This is a genomic window from Streptomyces ziwulingensis, assembly GCF_039542605.1.
Taxonomy (GTDB): Bacteria; Actinomycetota; Actinomycetes; order Streptomycetales; family Streptomycetaceae; genus Streptomyces; species Streptomyces ziwulingensis.
This window is the reverse complement of sequence record NZ_BAABIG010000057.1, coordinates 102,315-117,617: the sequence shown is the minus strand read 5'-3', so window position 1 is coordinate 117,617 and position 15,303 is coordinate 102,315. Positions and strand designations below refer to the sequence as shown.

The window sequence follows — 15,303 nt, the reverse complement described above, 5'->3', positions numbered from 1 at the left end:
CGTGCGCCATCCCACGGAGAAACGACACCATGAGCAAGCGGAACAACCAGGCGGCGAAGACGGCGGCCCGCGAGCGGCTGCGCCAGGAGCGCGAACGCCAGGCCAAGCGCGACAAGGTCAAGCGCCAGGTCATCGTCGCCGCCTCCATAGTCGGCGTGCTGGCGATAGCCGGCGGCATCGGCTACGCGGTGGTACAGGGCAACAAGCCCAGCCACTGGGAGTCCGTGAAGGACGACAAGCTCGTCAAGCCGGCCAACACCAGCGGCACCGACGGCACGACCGTCGTCATCGGCGAGACCAGTGCCAAGAAGACCCTGGAGCTGTACGAGGACTCGCGCTGCCCGATCTGCGCCTCGTTCGAGCAGACGGTGGGCGAGACCATCGCCAAGGACGTCAAGGACGGCAAGTACAAGATCCAGTACATCGGGGCGACCTTCCTCGACAACAGTCTCAGCGGCGAGGGCTCCAAGAACGCCCTGAGCGCTCTGGGCGCCGCGCTGAACGTCGACCCGCAGGCGTTCCTCGACTACAAGGCAGCGCTCTACTCCGCCAAGTGGCACCCCGAGGAGTCGGACGACAAGTTCAAGGACGACTCCTACCTGATCGAGGTGGCCGACACGGTCGACGCGCTGAAGGGCAACAAGGAGTTCCAGGCGGCCGTGAAGAACGGCACCTACGACAAGTGGGCGCTGGAGATGTCGGCCAAGTTCGACAAGAGCGGCGTGTCGGGCACGCCGACCCTCAAGATGGGCGGCGAGAGCCTGACCGGTTCCGACGGCCAGAACGCCCCGATGACCGTGGCGGAGTTCACCACCGCCATCGACAAGGCGCTCAAGGCCTGAGCCCCTGTCCGGCGGGCGGCCCCGGCGCCGCCCGCACGCGGCCGACCGGACACCGCAGGCCGACCGGACACTGAAGAGCGGGCGAACTTCTGCCGGTTCGCCCGCTCTTGCTCGTACCGGTCAGTAGCCTGATCGGCCGTGACCAGTCGACAGAGATCGTCCGAGACCTTCCGGGCCGCCGCCGTGCCCGCCCCGAGCCGCCGTACGGTCGTCAAGGCGGCGGCCGGGGCCGCCGTGCTCGGCGCCCCGCTCGCCGTCGCCCGGCCGGCCGGGGCCGCCGACGCCGCGCCCGTCTTCGCGCACGGGGTCGCCTCCGGCGACCCGCTGCCCGACGGCGTCCTGCTGTGGACGCGGGTGACCCCCACCCCCGCCTCGGTGCCGGGCTCCGGCGCCGGCCCCGACACCGCCGTGGGCTGGACCGTCGCCGCCGACCGGGCGTTCACGCGGATCGTCGCCGAGGGCACCGTCACCGCCCGCGCCGCCTCCGACCACACCGTCAAGGCCGACGTGCGGGGCCTGGCGCCCGCCACCGACTACTTCTTCCGTTTCTCCGCCGGCACATCCGACTCCCCCGTCGGCCGCACCCGCACCGCCCCGGCCGCCGACGCCCCGGTCACCGGCCTGCGCTTCGGCGTGGTCTCCTGCGCCAACTGGGAGGCCGGCCACTTCTCCGCCTACCGCCACCTCGCCGCCCGCGGCGACCTGGACGCCTGGCTGCATCTGGGCGACTACCTCTACGAGTACGGCACCGGCGAGTACGGCACCCGCGACACCGTGGTCCGCCCCACCGCGCCCGCCCACGAGATCCTCACCCTCGCCGACTACCGCGTCCGGCACGCCCTGCACAAGACCGACCCCGATCTCCAGGCTCTGCACGCGACGGCGCCGGTGGTGGCGATCTGGGACGACCACGAGATCGCCAACGACACCTGGTCCGGCGGCGCGGAGAACCACACCGAGGGCGCCGAAGGGAGCTGGGCGGCGCGTCAGGCCGCCGCCAAGCAGGCGTACTTCGAGTGGATGCCGGTCCGCCCGGCGCTCGCCGGCACCACCTACCGCCGGCTGCGCTTCGGCAGGCTCGCCGATCTCTCCCTGCTCGACCTGCGCTCCTACCGCTCCCAGCAGGTGGCGGTCGGTGACGGCGACGTCGACGACCCGGAGCGCACCCTCACCGGCCGGGCCCAGCTCGACTGGCTGAAGGCCGGCCTCGCGGCCTCCGACACCACCTGGCGGCTGGTCGGCAACTCGGTGATGATCGCGCCGTTCGCCGTCGGCGCGCTCTCCGCCGAGCTGTTCGCACCGCTGGCCGAACTGCTCGGGCTGCCCGCGCAGGGCCTCGCCCTCAACCCCGACCAGTGGGACGGCTACACCGACGACCGCCGCGAACTCCTCGCCCATCTGCGGACCCGGTCCATCCGCAACACCGTCTTCCTGACCGGGGACATCCACATGGCCTGGGCCAACGACGTGCCGGTGAACGCGGGGACGTATCCGCTCTCCGCCTCCGCCGCCACCGAGTTCGTCGTCACCTCGGTGACCTCCGACAACCTCGACGACCTGGTGAAGGTCCCCGAGGGCACGGTGGCCGCGGTCGCCGCGCCGGTGATCCGGGCCGCCAACCGGCACGTCCACTGGGTCGACACCGACCGGCACGGCTACGGCGTGCTGGACGTCACCGCCGAGCGGGCGCAGATGGACTTCTACGCCGTCTCCGACCGCACCGACCCGGACGCGACCTCCGCCTGGGTCCGTTCGTACCGCACCCGGAGCGGCACCCAGCGGGTCGAGCGGAGCTACGACCCGGTCTGAGCGCCCCCGGGGCCGGGCCGGCCGAGCGAGTCGAGGAAGCCGAGCGCCGTCCGCCAGGTGGCCCCGGCGGCCTCCTCGTCGTAGTCGGGCAGGCCGGGGTCGGTGTAGAGGTGGCCGGCCCCGGCGTACCGGAACACCTCCACGTCGGCTCCGGCCCGGCCCATCTGGAGGTACCAGGCGCTGAGCCAGTCGTCCGTCTCGAACGGGTCCGGCTCGGCGACGTGCAGTTGCACGGGCAGGTCGTCCACCGAGGCGCTGGCCGCGATGTCCGAGGTGCCGTGCAGGAGCAGCAGCCCGAGGGCCCGGTGGTCGCCGAGGGCGAGGGTCTGGGCGGTCGCGGCGCCCAGGGAGAACCCGGCGTAGACCAGGCCCCGTTCGGAGTAGGGCGCGGCGGCCAGCACCGCCCGCTTCAGCAGTTCCTCCCGGCCGATCCGCTCGTGGTGGGCCTGGCCCTCCTCCACCGTGTCGAACGTCTTCCCTTCGAAGAGGTCCGGCGTCCACACCTGGTGGCCCGCCGCACGCAGCCGGTCGGCGGCCTGCCGTACCGCGGGGCGCAGACCGTAGATCGAGTGAAAGAGCACGATGTTCATGGGTCCATCGTGCCAGCAGGGTACGACAACGCGGGCCCGCGCCCAGGGCACGTCCGGCAAGTCACAGGTTCACGACCCGCCGGTGCCGGTTACGTTCGAGGGCATGGAGAACATACTCCGCCCGCTGCTCGTGGTCGGCGGCTCGGTCGTCCTGACCCTGGTCATCGGCTGGGCCACCGACCTGCTGCTGCGCAAGGCCGACGAACGGCACCACGAGACCCCCCTGTGGGGTCTGCTGCGCCGCGCCCGCATCCCGTACCAGCTCGCCCTGTGCGCCGCCCTGCTCAGAGGGTCCTACGTCGAGGGCCGGCTGTTCCCGTCCTACCGGGCCGGCATCGCCCAAACCCTGACCCTGGTACTGATCGGTTCGCTGGCCTGGCTGCTGATAAGGATCGCGGGGGCGATCGTCGAGACGACGTACTCCCGCTACGCCCACGCCCGCACCCGGCGCGACCCGGCCCGGGTGCGCCGGGTGCGCACCCAGGTGTCGCTGATCATGCGGGTGGTCACCGCCGTGGTCGGCACGGTGGCCGTGGCGTCGATGCTGCTGACGTTCCCGGCGATGCGGGCGGCCGGCACCTCGCTGCTGGCCTCGGCGGGGGTGCTCGGCATCGTGGCGGGCATCGCCGCGCAGTCCACGCTGAGCAACATGTTCGCCGGGTTCCAGATCGCCTTCGGCGACATGGTGCGGATGGGCGACACCGTGGTCGTGGACGGCGAGTGGGGCACCGTCGAGGAGATCACGCTGACCTTCCTGACCGTGCGCACCTGGGACGAGCGCCGCATCACCATGCCGGTGTCGTACTTCACCTCCAAGCCGTTCGAGAACTGGTCGCGCGGCACCCCGCAGATGACCGGCATCGTCTACTTCCACCTCGACCACACGGCGCCGGTGGAGGCGATGCGCGAACGGCTCCGCGACATCCTGCGGGCCTGCCCGGCCTGGGACGGCCGCGACTACAACCTGTCGGTGACCGACTCCACCCCCAACACCATGCAGGTGCGGGCGCTGGTGACGGCGAAGGACGCGGACGACATCTGGACGGTGCGGGTCGCGGTGCGCGAGCAGATGATCCGCTGGCTGGCCGACGAGCACCCCTACGCCCTGCCCAAGGTCAACACCGCGGACGCGGTCCTGCCGCCGGGCCGCGACGCCCTGTTCCGCTCCGCCCCGCCGGACGGCCGCAAGCGGCGCCTGCCGGGGCAGCCCGCGCGAGGGCACTGACCGTCGGCGGGGACCTGAGCGCCGGCTTCGGCGCCGGCTTCAGCGCAGGCTGCGGACGTCCAGGTGGCGCAGGACCCGGTCCACGATCTCCGGATCGGAGCCGGGTTCGCTGCGCGCCGCCAGCACCTCGTGCCGGGCCGCGCTCAGCATCTCGCCCTGGATGCGCCGCACCCGCTTGATCCGCCGGGCCCGCTGCTCGTGCGCCTCGCGCCGCTCCTCGTCCCCGATGTCCGGGCTGATCCGCACCCCGATGTCGACGGCCCGGCGCAGCATCTGCTCGGTCAGCTCCTCCGGCAGCTCCTCGGTCCGCTCGATCTCCCGCAGCCGCTGCCGGGCCGCCTTCGCCGCACGCCGGGCGAGGTCGCGTTCGAACTCCTTCTCCCGCTCGGTGTCCGCCCGCACCCCGAGCCGGTTCACCAGCCAGGGCAGCGTCAGCCCCTGCAGGAGAAGGGTGACCATGATCACACCGAAGGCGATGAAGATGATCTCCTCGCGGTGCGGGAAGGCCGTCCCGTCCTCCGTCTCCAGCGGGATCGCCAGCGCCAGCGCCACCGAGGCGACGCCCCGCATCCCCGCCCACCACATGACGACGGTCTCCCGGCGGCTCATCGGGATGTCCTCGTCGTGGTCCCGCCTGGCGTGCAGTCGCCTGGTCAGCCAGGCCGCCGGGAGCAGCCACAGCAGCCGCACCAGGATCACCACGCCCACCACCGCACCGGACCAGCCGAGCAGCTCGCCCCAGTGGCCCGACGCGGTCCGCACGGCGTTGTGCAGCTCCAGGCCGATGAGGCCGAAGGCGACGCCGGTCACGAGAGTGTCGACGACGTCCCAGACGGTGTGTCCGGCGAGCCGGGTCAGCACGTCGTCGGCGTCGGAGGCGTACTCGGCGAGGAACATCGCGGTGGTGAGCACGGCGAGCACCCCGGAGCCGTGCAGTTCCTCGGCGGCGACGTAGGCGGCGTACGGCACCAGCAGCGTCAGCCCGATCTGGAGGGTGGGGTCCCCCAGCAGGTCGAGGAGCCGGTTGGCGCCCCAGCCGAGCGCCAGGCCCACGGCGACGGCGACGACCGCGGAGAGCACCAGGTCGAGCCCGGCGTCCCAGGGCGAGAAGGTGCCGCCGACGGCCGCGGCGATGGCCACGTGGTAGAGCACGATGGCCGTCACGTCGTTGAAGAGCCCCTCGCCCTCCAGGATGGAGACCAGCCGGCGGGGCAGCCCGAGCTGTCCGGCGACGGCGGTGGCGGCGACCGGGTCGGGCGGCGCGACCAGCGCGCCGAGCGCACAGGCGGCGGCGACGGACAGGCCCGGCACGATCGCGTGGGCCACGGTGGCCACGCAGGTCATGGTGACGAAGACCAGCGCCACCGCCAGCAGGAAGATCGGGCGTCTGTTGGCCGCGAACTGCCGCCAGGAGGTGCGCCGCACCGCCGCGTAGAGCAGCGGTGGCAGCAGGGCGGGCAGGATCAGGTCCGGCGGGATGTCGACGTTGGGCACGAAGTCGAGCAGCGCGAGCACGATGCCGAGCACCGTCATCAGCACCGGCGCGGGCAGCCCGAGCCGGTCCCCGACGGGGACGCTCACCAGGGCCCCGAGCAGCAGGGCGAACAACAGGGCCAACTGATCCACGGTCAGCGCTCCGGCGGGGTGTCGGCGATCACACGGAAGGCGTCAAGCCTGCCATGCCACCTGCCCCACCAGCGCGTTCCACACCACCGGCCCCCGACCGGAACGGGTGGGGCCGGTCACACCACCGGCCCCCGACCGGAACGGGTGGAGCCGGTCACAGCGCGCGGCGCATCGCCCGGTGCGGGATGCCCGCGTCGGGGAACTCCGGCCCGTACGCCTCGTACCCCAGCCGCCGGTAGAAACCGAGCGCGTGGGTCTGCGCGTGCAGGTCCACCGCCGTCAGCCCGTGCGCGCGGGCCGCCGCCTCGATCGCGCGCACCAGCGCGGCCCCGACGCCGAGGCCGCGGGCGGCCCGGGTGACGGCGAGCCGGCCCAGCGACCCCACCGACGGGTCGCCGCCGTTCTTCTCCGCCGCCGCGGCACCGGTCAGCAGGCGCCCGGTGCCCAGCGGCAGGCCGTCCGCGCGGACCGCCAGGACGTGCACGGCCACCGCGTCGTGGGCGTCGTACTCGATCTCCTCGTCCACGCCCTGTTCGGCGACGAAGACCTCCTTGCGCACCGCGAAGCACGCCTCGCGGTCGGCAAGGTCCGCGGCCACGCGGATGTCGTGGGCGGGCGCGCTCACGCGTACGTCTCCTCGCGGACCCGGTCCAGGGCCTGCTGGAGATCGTCGGGGTAGTCGCTGGCGTACTCGACCCAGTCGCCGGTGCCGGGGTGCTCGAAGCCGAGCCGCACGGCGTGCAGCCACTGGCGGGTGAGGCCGAGGCGCTTGGCGAGGGTCGGGTCGGCGCCGTAGGTCAGGTCGCCGACGCACGGGTGGCGGTGGGCGGCCATGTGGACCCGGATCTGGTGGGTGCGGCCGGTCTCCAGCTTCACGTCCAGCAGGGAGGCCGCGCGGAACGCCTCGATCAGGTCGTAGTGGGTCACCGAGGGCTTGCCCTCGGCCGTGACGGCCCACTTGTAGTCGTGCTGGGGGTGGCGGCCGATGGGCGCGTCGATGGTGCCGCTGGTCGGGTCGGGGTGGCCCTGCACCAGGGCGTGGTAGCGCTTGTCGACCGTGCGCTCCTTGAACTGGCGCTTGAGCGAGGTGTACGCGCGCTCGGACTTGGCGACCGCCATCAGGCCGGAGGTGCCGACGTCCAGGCGGTGCACGATGCCCTGGCGCTCGGCGGCGCCGGAGGTCGAGATCCGGTAGCCGGCGGCGGCGAGGCCGCCGATGACGGTCGGTCCGCTCCAGCCGGGCGACGGGTGGGCGGCCACCCCGACCGGCTTGACGATCACGACCACGTCCTCGTCGTCGTGGACGATCTCCATGCCCTCGACGGGCTCGGCGATCACCTGCACGGGGGGCGGCGCCTGCGGCATCTCGACCTCCAGCCAGGCGCCGCCGTGGACGCGCTCCGACTTGCCGACCACCGATCCGTCGACCGCGACCTTCCCCGCGGCGGCCAGCTCGGCGGCCTTGGTACGGGAGAAGCCGAACATGCGGGAGATGGCGGCGTCGACGCGCTCGCCCTCCAGGCCGTCGGGCACGGGCAGGGTGCGGATCTCGGGAAGCGTGCTCACCCCGTCGAGTATGCCGGACGGGTCCGGCACTCCCTTACCGGCGGCCTTCACCGCGACCGTCACCGCGGCCCTCACCGCGGCCCTCACCGGCGGCTCCCGCCCGGCCTCCCCTCGCCCCGGTGGCTCAGTCCTTGTGGACGGTGCCGTCCGGGTCCAGGCCGCGGAAGGAGAGCAGCACGATCAGGATGCCGCCGCACACGATCGCCGAGTCGGCGAGGTTGAAGACGGCGAAGTGCTTGGGCGCGATGAAGTCCACGACCGCGCCCTCGAAGACGCCGGGCGAGCGGAAGATCCGGTCGGTGAGGTTGCCGAGCGCGCCGCCGAGCAGCAGGCCGAGGGCGATCGCCCAGGGCAGGCTGTACAGCTTGCGGGCCAGCCGGGCGATCACGACGATCACGGTGGCCGCGATCGCGGTGAAGATCACCGTGAACGCCTCGCCGAGGCCGAAGGCGGCGCCCGCGTTGCGGATCGCCTCCAGGCGCAGCCAGTCCCCGACGATCTCGACCGGCTCGTGGTGCTCCAGCCTCGCCACCACGAGCGTCTTGCTCACCAGGTCGAGCGCGTACGCGCAGACGGCGACCGCGAACAGCACGGCGATCCGGCGCCTGCCCCGGGGGGCCCGGGCCGCCTCTCCGTCCGCGTCCGCCGTCCCGGAGTCCGCCGGGCCCGGGGCCGGGACGCCGGCCGGGGTCTGTGCCTGTCCGTCCCCGGCACGCTCGCCCGGCGCCGCGTCCGGGGTCTTTGGCGTACCGATGATGCGCTCCGCCTCTGCCACGTGAGTCCCTCGACCTAGGTACCTGAGTGAGGACGAGGGTACGGCACGGCCCGCGCCGTACGCGTGCCTGTGGACCAGGGTCGCCCGCCGCGACGTGCGGTGACGGTCAGGAGCGGCGCTCCTGCTGCTGCTTGCACTCCACGCACAGGGTGGCCCGCGGGAACGCCTGCATCCGGGCCTTGCCGACCGGCTTGCCGCAGTTCTCGCACAGGCCGTAGGTGCCCGCGTCGAGCAGTTCCAGGGCGTGCTCGGTCTGGGTGAGCATCTCGCGCGCGTTGGCGGCGAGCGCCAGTTCGTGCTCCCGCGTGACGTTCTTGGTGCCGGTGTCGGCCTCGTCCTGGCCGGCGCCGTCCCCGGAGTCCCGCATCAGGCCCTGGAGCGCCCGCTCGGAGGCGGTGATCTCGGCGTGCAGCCGGGCCTGCTCGGAACTGAGTTCGCCGCGTGCCCGCTCGACCTCCTCGGGGGTCCACGGGTCCTCCCCGGGGCGTACCGCGAGATCGGCGGCGTCCCCCGCGCCGCCCCGCGCCTTGGGGACGGCCGTCTTGGCCGCCGTGGCCGTGCCAGGGGTCTTCTTCGCAACCACCGTCGTGGCTCCTGTCTGCTCCGCGGCCTCGACCGCGCCCGCCTTCTTGGCTCTCACCGAGCGTGATCTTGCACGCGTGTCGTGCTGGGACGATAAATCGACTTGCGGCCCGCGGCAACGGGGCGCACCGCCCGATCCGCTCACCTCGCGCCCGGCGCCCGGCCGGCCTGCATCCGTTGTGCCCAGCTCCCCGCCCGATAATCCGCCGGGCCGGACGTCCCAGAATACGAACACACATACCGAACTATGTGCCGCCATGACACCACATCCCCGGCCCGGCCCCCACCCCACCGGAAATCCGGTGGGCCGCTGTCCGCGGCGCGCCGTACACTGGGCGGAGCGAGAAGCGTGGATGGGGACGAGTAGCGACGCGAGCGGCCCAGAGCGACCCGGGGACGGTGTGAGCCCGGGGGCGAGCCCGACGCGAAGATCACCCCGGAGCCGCCGGAAGAAAGCCGCACCGCCCCGGCGCGGCGAGTAGACCCGGCATCGCGACCCCAATGAGGGGGCTCACCGGCAGTGCGCACCGCGCACGCCCCGCCGGCGGGCCAAGGAGGGTGGTACCGCGGGAGCGCGCCGCACGGCGGCGTACGTAGCCTTACGGCTCTCGTCCCTTCGACGGAAAGCAGCACGTCCGCCGGAGGACCACCGATGACGCAGTACCGCCAGGTACCCGCCCAGGTCGATCTGCCCGCGCTCGAGCACGCGGTGCTCGACTTCTGGCGCGAGCAGAAGATCTTCACCAAGAGCCTGGAGCAGTCCGCAGGCCGCCCCGAATGGGTGTTCTACGAAGGCCCGCCCACCGCCAACGGCATGCCGGGCGCCCACCACATCGAGGCGCGCGTCTTCAAGGACGTCTTCCCCCGCTTCCGCACCATGCGCGGCTACCACGTGGCCCGCAAGGCCGGCTGGGACTGCCACGGCCTGCCCGTGGAGCTGGCGGTGGAGAAGGAGCTGGGCTTCACCGGCAAGAAGGACATCGAGGCGTACGGCATCGCCGAGTTCAACGAGAAGTGCCGCGAGTCCGTCCTGCGCCACACCGACGCCTTCTCCGAGCTGACGACCCGCATGGGCTACTGGGTCGACCTCGACGAGGCGTACGTGACCATGGAGCCCGAGTACATCGAGTCCGTCTGGTGGTCGCTGAAGGAGATCTTCAAGAAGGGCCTGCTGGTCCAGGACCACCGGGTCGCCCCCTGGTGCCCGCGCTGCGGCACCGGCCTCTCCGACCACGAACTGGCCCAGGGCTACGAGACGGTCGTCGACCCGTCCGTCTACGTCCGCTTCCCCCTCACCTCCGGCCCGCTGGCCGGCCGGGCCGCGCTCCTGGTGTGGACGACCACCCCGTGGACGCTGGTCTCCAACACGGCGGTCGCCACCCACCCCGACGTCACCTACGTCGTCGCCACCGACGGCGCGGAGCGGGTCGTCGTCGCCGAGCCGCTGGTCGGCAAGGCCCTCGGCGAGGGCTGGGAGACCACCGGCGAGTCCTTCACCGGCGCCGAGATGGAGCGCTGGACGTACCAGCGCCCGTTCGAGCTGGTCGAGTTCCCCGCCCCGGCGCACTACGTGGTCAACGCCGAGTACGTCACCACCGAGGACGGCACGGGTCTGGTCCACCAGTCCCCCGCCTTCGGTGAGGACGACCTCAAGGTCTGCCGCGGCTACGGCCTGCCCGTGGTCAACCCGGTCCGCCCCGACGGCACCTTCGAGGAGGACGTCCCCCTGGTCGGCGGCGTCTTCTTCAAGAAGGCCGACGAGAAGCTCACCGAGGACCTGGACGCCCGGGGCCTGCTCTTCAAGCACATCCCGTACGAGCACAGCTACCCGCACTGCTGGCGCTGCCACACCGCGCTCCTGTACTACGCGCAGCCGTCCTGGTACATCCGCACCACGGCGGTCAAGGACCGCCTGCTGGAGGAGAACGAGAAGACCAACTGGTTCCCGGACTCCGTCAAGAACGGCCGGTACGGCGACTGGCTGAACAACAACATCGACTGGGCGCTCTCCCGCAACCGCTACTGGGGCACCCCGCTGCCCATCTGGCGCTGCGCGGACGACCACCTCACCTGCGTCGGCTCGCGCGCCGAGCTGACCGAGCTGACCGGCACCGACCAGAGCGGCCTGGACCCGCACCGCCCGTTCATCGACGACGTCACCTTCGCGTGCCCCGAGTGCGCCGGGACGGCCACCCGGGTGCCCGAGGTCATCGACGCCTGGTACGACTCGGGTTCCATGCCGTTCGCGCAGTGGGGCTACCCGTACAAGAACAAGGAACTGTTCGAGTCCCGCTACCCGGCGCAGTTCATCAGCGAGGCCATCGACCAGACCCGCGGCTGGTTCTACACGCTGATGGCGATCGGCACGCTGGTCTTCGACAAGTCGTCCTACGAGAACGTGGTCTGCCTGGGCCACATCCTCGCCGAGGACGGCCGCAAGATGTCCAAGCACCTGGGCAACATCCTCCAGCCGATCCCGCTGATGGACCAGCACGGCGCCGACGCGGTCCGCTGGTTCATGGCGGCCGGCGGCTCCCCGTGGGCGGCCCGCCGGGTCGGCCACGGCACCATCCAGGAGGTCGTCCGCAAGACCCTCCTGACGTACTGGAACACGGTCGCCTTCCAGGCGCTGTACGCCCGCACCTCCGGCTGGACGCCGAGCGAGGCCGACCCGGCGCCGGGCGACCGCCCGCTCCTGGACCGCTGGCTCCTCTCCGAACTGCACGCCCTCACCGACCAGGTGACCCAGGCCCTGGAGGGCTACGACACCCAGCGCGCCGGCAAGCTCCTCTCCGCGTTCGTCGACGACCTGTCGAACTGGTACGTACGCCGCTCCCGGCGCCGCTTCTGGCAGGGCGACAAGGCGGCCCTGCGCACCCTGCACGAGGTCGTGGACACGGTCACCCGGCTGATGGCCCCGCTGACCCCGTTCCTCACCGAGCGGGTCTGGCAGGACATGATCGTGCCGGTCACCCCGGGCGCCCCCGAGTCCGTGCACCTGGCCTCCTGGCCGGAGACCGACCGGCCGGCCATCGACCCGGAGCTGTCCCGGCACATGGCGCTGGTCCGCCGCCTGGTGGAGCTGGGCCGCGCCACCCGCGCCGAGTCCGGCGTCAAGACCCGCCAGCCGCTCCGGCGCGCGCTGGTCGCGGCGGCCGGCTTCGACGCCCTCTCCCCCGAGCTGCACGCGCAGATCACCGAGGAGCTGAACGTCGAGTCCCTGGCCTCGCTCAGCGAGGTCGGCGGCAGCCTGGTCGACACCACCGCGAAGGCCAACTTCCGAGCGCTCGGCAAGCGGTTCGGCAAGCGCGTCCAGGACGTCGCCAAGGCCGTCGCGCACGCGGACGCGGCGGCGCTCTCGCTGGCCCTGCGCGAGGGCACGGCCTCGGTCGAGGTGGACGGCGAGACGATCACGCTGGCGCCGGACGAGGTGATCATCACGGAGACGCCGCGCGAGGGCTGGTCGGTCGCCTCCGACTCGGGCGCCACGGTCGCGCTGGACCTGGAGATCACCGAGGAGCTGCGCCGCGCGGGCCTGGCCCGGGACGCGATCCGCCTGATCCAGGAGGCCCGCAAGAACAGCGGCCTCGACGTCGCCGACCGGATCGCCCTGCGCTGGACGGCCACCGACCCGGCGACCATCGCCGCCCTGAGCGACCACGCCGGCCTGATCGCCGACGAGGTCCTCGCCACGGACTTCGCCCAGGGCGAGGCGGCGGACGGCTACGGGGAGGCGTTCACGGACGCGGGTCTGTCCCTGGTGTTCCGCCTCCGCAAGGCGTAACCGGCACGCGGCACCCACAAGGCCCGGCTCCCTCCTGGGGGGGCCGGGCCTTTCGCGTGGCCGCGCCCGGCGCCGCGGTGCCCCGGGCACAAGGGCGGGCCCCGGGTCAGAAACCCGGGGCCCGCCCTGAACGCTGCCGAACGCTACGCCGTACTACCGGTCGTCAGCGCTCCTCAGTTGTCGTCCTCGTCGATCAGGAACCCGCGCATCGGCGAGGGCGCCTGTCCCATCGGCGACGGCCCGCCCTGCGGACGTACCGGCGCCATCGGCTGGGTCATCGCCGGAGACATCTGCTGCTGTCCGCCGCCGTAGGACGGCCCGGACTGCTGGCCGGGGCCACCGCCCATGGACGGGTTGCCGCCGTAGGACGGGGCGCTCGCACCGGCCGGAGCCATCGAGGGCGCCGGGGACGGCGGGAGGGACGCCGTCGCGGGGGTCCGCGGCGGGGCCAGCGAGTCGTCGGCCTGGGTCTCGAGCTGACGCAACTGCGACTCCAGGTAGGACTTCAGCCGCGTGCGGTACTCGCGTTCGAAGCCGCGCAGGTCCTCGACCTTGCGCTCCAGCGTGGCGCGGGCGGACTCCAGGGAGCCCATCGCGACGCGGTGCTTCTCCTGCGCGTCCCGCTCCAGGGCGTCGGCCTTGGAACGGGCGTCCCGCTCAAGACCCTCGGCCCGCGAACGCGCCTCGCCGACGATCTTGTTGGCCTCGGAACGGGCCTCGGCGATCGCCTGGTCGGCGGTCTGCTGGGCCAGCGACAGGACGCGCGCGGCGCTGTCGCCACCGGGGCCGCCCTGACCGCCCATGGGGCCACCGGGGCCCTGCGGACCGCCCATGGGGCCACCCATCGGGCCGGGACCCATCTGACCCTGCATCTGTCCCTGCATCGGACCCTGGCCCATCGGACCCTGGCCCATCGGACCCGGACCCTGGCCCATCTGGCCGGGACCCTGCGGGCCGCCCTGTCCGCCGGGACCGGCGGGGAGCTGCGGGGCACCGCTCGGCAACTGGGGCGGACCACCCATGGGGCCACCCATCTGCTGCTGCGGCGGGCCCGATATGCCGGCGGGCACCGGAGCGCCGGGTCCTCGCATGCCCTGCTGGGGCATTCCGCCCTGGTGGGGCATCCCGCCCTGCTGCATTCCGCCCTGCTGCATGCCGCCCTGCTGGGGCATGCCGCCCTGCTGCATCCCACCCTGCTGGGGCATTCCGCCCTGCTGGGGCATGCCACCCTGCTGCTGGTCCTGCTGCTCCGGGGGCTTGCGCATGTTCTGCTGGTTCTGCTGGTTCTGCGCGGCCGCGCGCGTGGCCGCGGCCAGCTTGGCGCGCAGGTCCTCGTTCTCGCGGAGCAGACGGGTCAGTTCGGCTTCGACCTCGTCGAGGAAGGCATCGACCTCGTCCTCGTCATAGCCTTCTCGGAGGCGGACGGTCGTGAACTGCTTGTTCCGCACGTCCTCGGGGGTCAACGGCATCTCTTCACCTCAACGTAGTCGTCGGCATTCGGCAAGCCCGTATCTCTCTCATCGATCACAGCCGGCTCACGATCGAGATCAGGATGTAGACGATGATCATCAGTACGAAGAAGGACAGGTCGAGCGCCACGCCCCCGAGACGCAGCGGCGGGATGACCCGCCGCAGAAGCTTCAGCGGTGGATCGGTGACAGTGTAGGTGGCCTCCAGAACGACCACCATCGCCTTGCCGGGTTGCCACGAGCGGGCGAACTGGAAGACGTAGTCCATGACCAACCGGAAGATCAACACGATGAGGAAGCACATCAGCGCGATGTAGACGACATCCAGGACCACGCTCATGCCCCTTGCTTCCCTCTCCCCTGAACCAACTAACCGATGTTACGTCTCAGCTCTGGTTGAAGAACCCGCCCTCTGCGATACGGGCCTTGTCCTCCGCCGTGACATCGACGTTAGCAGGCGACAACAGGAACACCTTCTGCGTCACCCGCTCGATACTGCCGTGCAGACCGAACACCAGGCCGGCCGCGAAGTCGACAAGTCGCTTCGCGTCCGTGTCATCCATCTCGGTGAGATTCATGATCACCGGCGTGCCCTCACGGAAGTGTTCCCCGATGGTACGGGCCTCGTTGTAGGTCCGTGGGTGAAGTGTGGTGATCCGGTAGGGCTCTCGTTCGGACACGACCTTGGGCATGATGACCGGTGCGCTCTTTTCCAGGCTCGCGCGTTCTTGTGTGATGGACGCCACGGGCGCGATGCGCGCGGGGCGCCCGGATTCCGCGGTCGGCGAAGTGGACCGGGCCACCGGCTCACGCGGCGCGGGGGGTTGTACGACTCGTACCTCTTCGTCCCTTTGGGACTGATGTGAGCCGTGGGGCTGGTGGGACGGCTCGTGCCGACGGTGGTCCCGCTCGGGCTCCGGGTCCAGCTCCGGTTCGAAGTCGTCATCGGGGTCGAAACCCCGGCCGTCGTACCCGTCGTCCTCCACGAGGCCGAGGTAGACCGCCATCTTGCGCATCGCGCCGGCCATGCTCCGA

At 72.0% G+C, this 15,303-nt stretch carries 13 protein-coding genes; 4 read left to right on the top strand and 9 right to left on the bottom strand.

Annotation, left to right across the window (positions count from 1 at the left end):
• The first annotated feature begins 29 nt into the window (after window positions 1-29).
• Entirely contained in the window at window positions 30-842 is an 813-nt protein-coding gene (locus tag ABEB00_RS26525) for a DsbA family protein (protein WP_345622829.1), read from the top strand.
• A 138-nt stretch (window positions 843-980) separates the two neighbouring features.
• A complete protein-coding gene (locus ABEB00_RS26520) occupies window positions 981-2,651 on the top strand; it encodes an alkaline phosphatase D family protein (RefSeq protein ID WP_345622828.1) in 1,671 nt (556 codons plus the stop codon).
• Here the strand turns inward: ABEB00_RS26520 and ABEB00_RS26515 are convergent.
• A complete protein-coding gene (locus tag ABEB00_RS26515; RefSeq protein ID WP_345622875.1) occupies window positions 2,636-3,292 on the bottom strand; it encodes a dienelactone hydrolase family protein in 657 nt (218 codons plus the stop codon). The genes ABEB00_RS26520 and ABEB00_RS26515 overlap by 16 nt on opposite strands.
• Window positions 3,293-3,344: 52 nt before the next feature.
• Between ABEB00_RS26515 and ABEB00_RS26510 the strand changes: the two genes are divergently transcribed.
• Window positions 3,345-4,466 carry a mechanosensitive ion channel family protein gene (locus tag ABEB00_RS26510; protein WP_345622827.1) on the top strand — a complete coding sequence of 374 codons (1,122 nt, stop codon included), beginning with the start codon at window positions 3,345-3,347 and terminating at the stop codon, window positions 4,464-4,466.
• A 39-nt stretch (window positions 4,467-4,505) separates the two neighbouring features.
• Here the strand turns inward: ABEB00_RS26510 and ABEB00_RS26505 are convergent, their stop codons facing one another.
• The 5 genes from ABEB00_RS26505 to ABEB00_RS26485 form a co-directional block, all read right to left on the bottom strand.
• On the bottom strand, window positions 4,506-6,092 hold the full coding sequence (locus tag ABEB00_RS26505) for a Na+/H+ antiporter (RefSeq protein ID WP_345622825.1): 1,587 nt from the start codon (window positions 6,090-6,092) through the stop codon (window positions 4,506-4,508).
• A 154-nt stretch (window positions 6,093-6,246) separates the two neighbouring features.
• Window positions 6,247-6,717 carry a GNAT family N-acetyltransferase gene (locus ABEB00_RS26500; RefSeq protein WP_345622823.1) on the bottom strand — a complete coding sequence of 157 codons (471 nt, stop codon included), beginning with the start codon at window positions 6,715-6,717 and terminating at the stop codon, window positions 6,247-6,249.
• Window positions 6,714-7,658 carry an RluA family pseudouridine synthase gene (locus tag ABEB00_RS26495; protein WP_345622821.1) on the bottom strand — a complete coding sequence of 315 codons (945 nt, stop codon included), beginning with the start codon at window positions 7,656-7,658 and terminating at the stop codon, window positions 6,714-6,716. The genes ABEB00_RS26500 and ABEB00_RS26495 overlap by 4 nt, the downstream gene beginning before the upstream one ends.
• Before the next feature lie 124 nt (window positions 7,659-7,782).
• On the bottom strand, window positions 7,783-8,433 hold the full coding sequence (lspA, locus tag ABEB00_RS26490; RefSeq protein WP_345622820.1) for a signal peptidase II: 651 nt from the start codon (window positions 8,431-8,433) through the stop codon (window positions 7,783-7,785).
• 106 nt (window positions 8,434-8,539) lie between these two features.
• On the bottom strand, window positions 8,540-9,274 hold the full coding sequence (locus ABEB00_RS26485) for a TraR/DksA family transcriptional regulator (RefSeq protein ID WP_345622818.1): 735 nt from the start codon (window positions 9,272-9,274) through the stop codon (window positions 8,540-8,542).
• A 393-nt stretch (window positions 9,275-9,667) separates the two neighbouring features.
• Between ABEB00_RS26485 and ileS the strand changes: the two genes are divergently transcribed.
• A complete protein-coding gene (gene ileS, locus ABEB00_RS26480; RefSeq protein ID WP_345622817.1) occupies window positions 9,668-12,799 on the top strand; it encodes an isoleucine--tRNA ligase in 3,132 nt (1,043 codons plus the stop codon).
• Between the two features lie 173 nt (window positions 12,800-12,972).
• Here the strand turns inward: ileS and ABEB00_RS26475 are convergent, their stop codons facing one another.
• The 3 genes from ABEB00_RS26475 to ABEB00_RS26465 are packed head-to-tail and all read right to left on the bottom strand — an operon-like array spanning window position 12,973 to window position 15,296.
• Window positions 12,973-14,268 (bottom strand): DivIVA domain-containing protein, encoded by a 1,296-nt coding sequence (locus ABEB00_RS26475; RefSeq protein ID WP_345622815.1) that lies wholly within the window; start codon window positions 14,266-14,268, stop codon window positions 12,973-12,975.
• A 55-nt stretch (window positions 14,269-14,323) separates the two neighbouring features.
• Entirely contained in the window at window positions 14,324-14,608 is a 285-nt protein-coding gene (locus ABEB00_RS26470) for a YggT family protein (RefSeq protein WP_030248691.1), read from the bottom strand.
• A gap of 46 nt (window positions 14,609-14,654) precedes the next feature.
• Complete coding sequence (locus ABEB00_RS26465) at window positions 14,655-15,296, bottom strand: cell division protein SepF (RefSeq protein ID WP_345622814.1); 642 nt, start codon at window positions 15,294-15,296, stop codon at window positions 14,655-14,657.
• Between the last annotated feature and the right edge of the window lie 7 nt (window positions 15,297-15,303).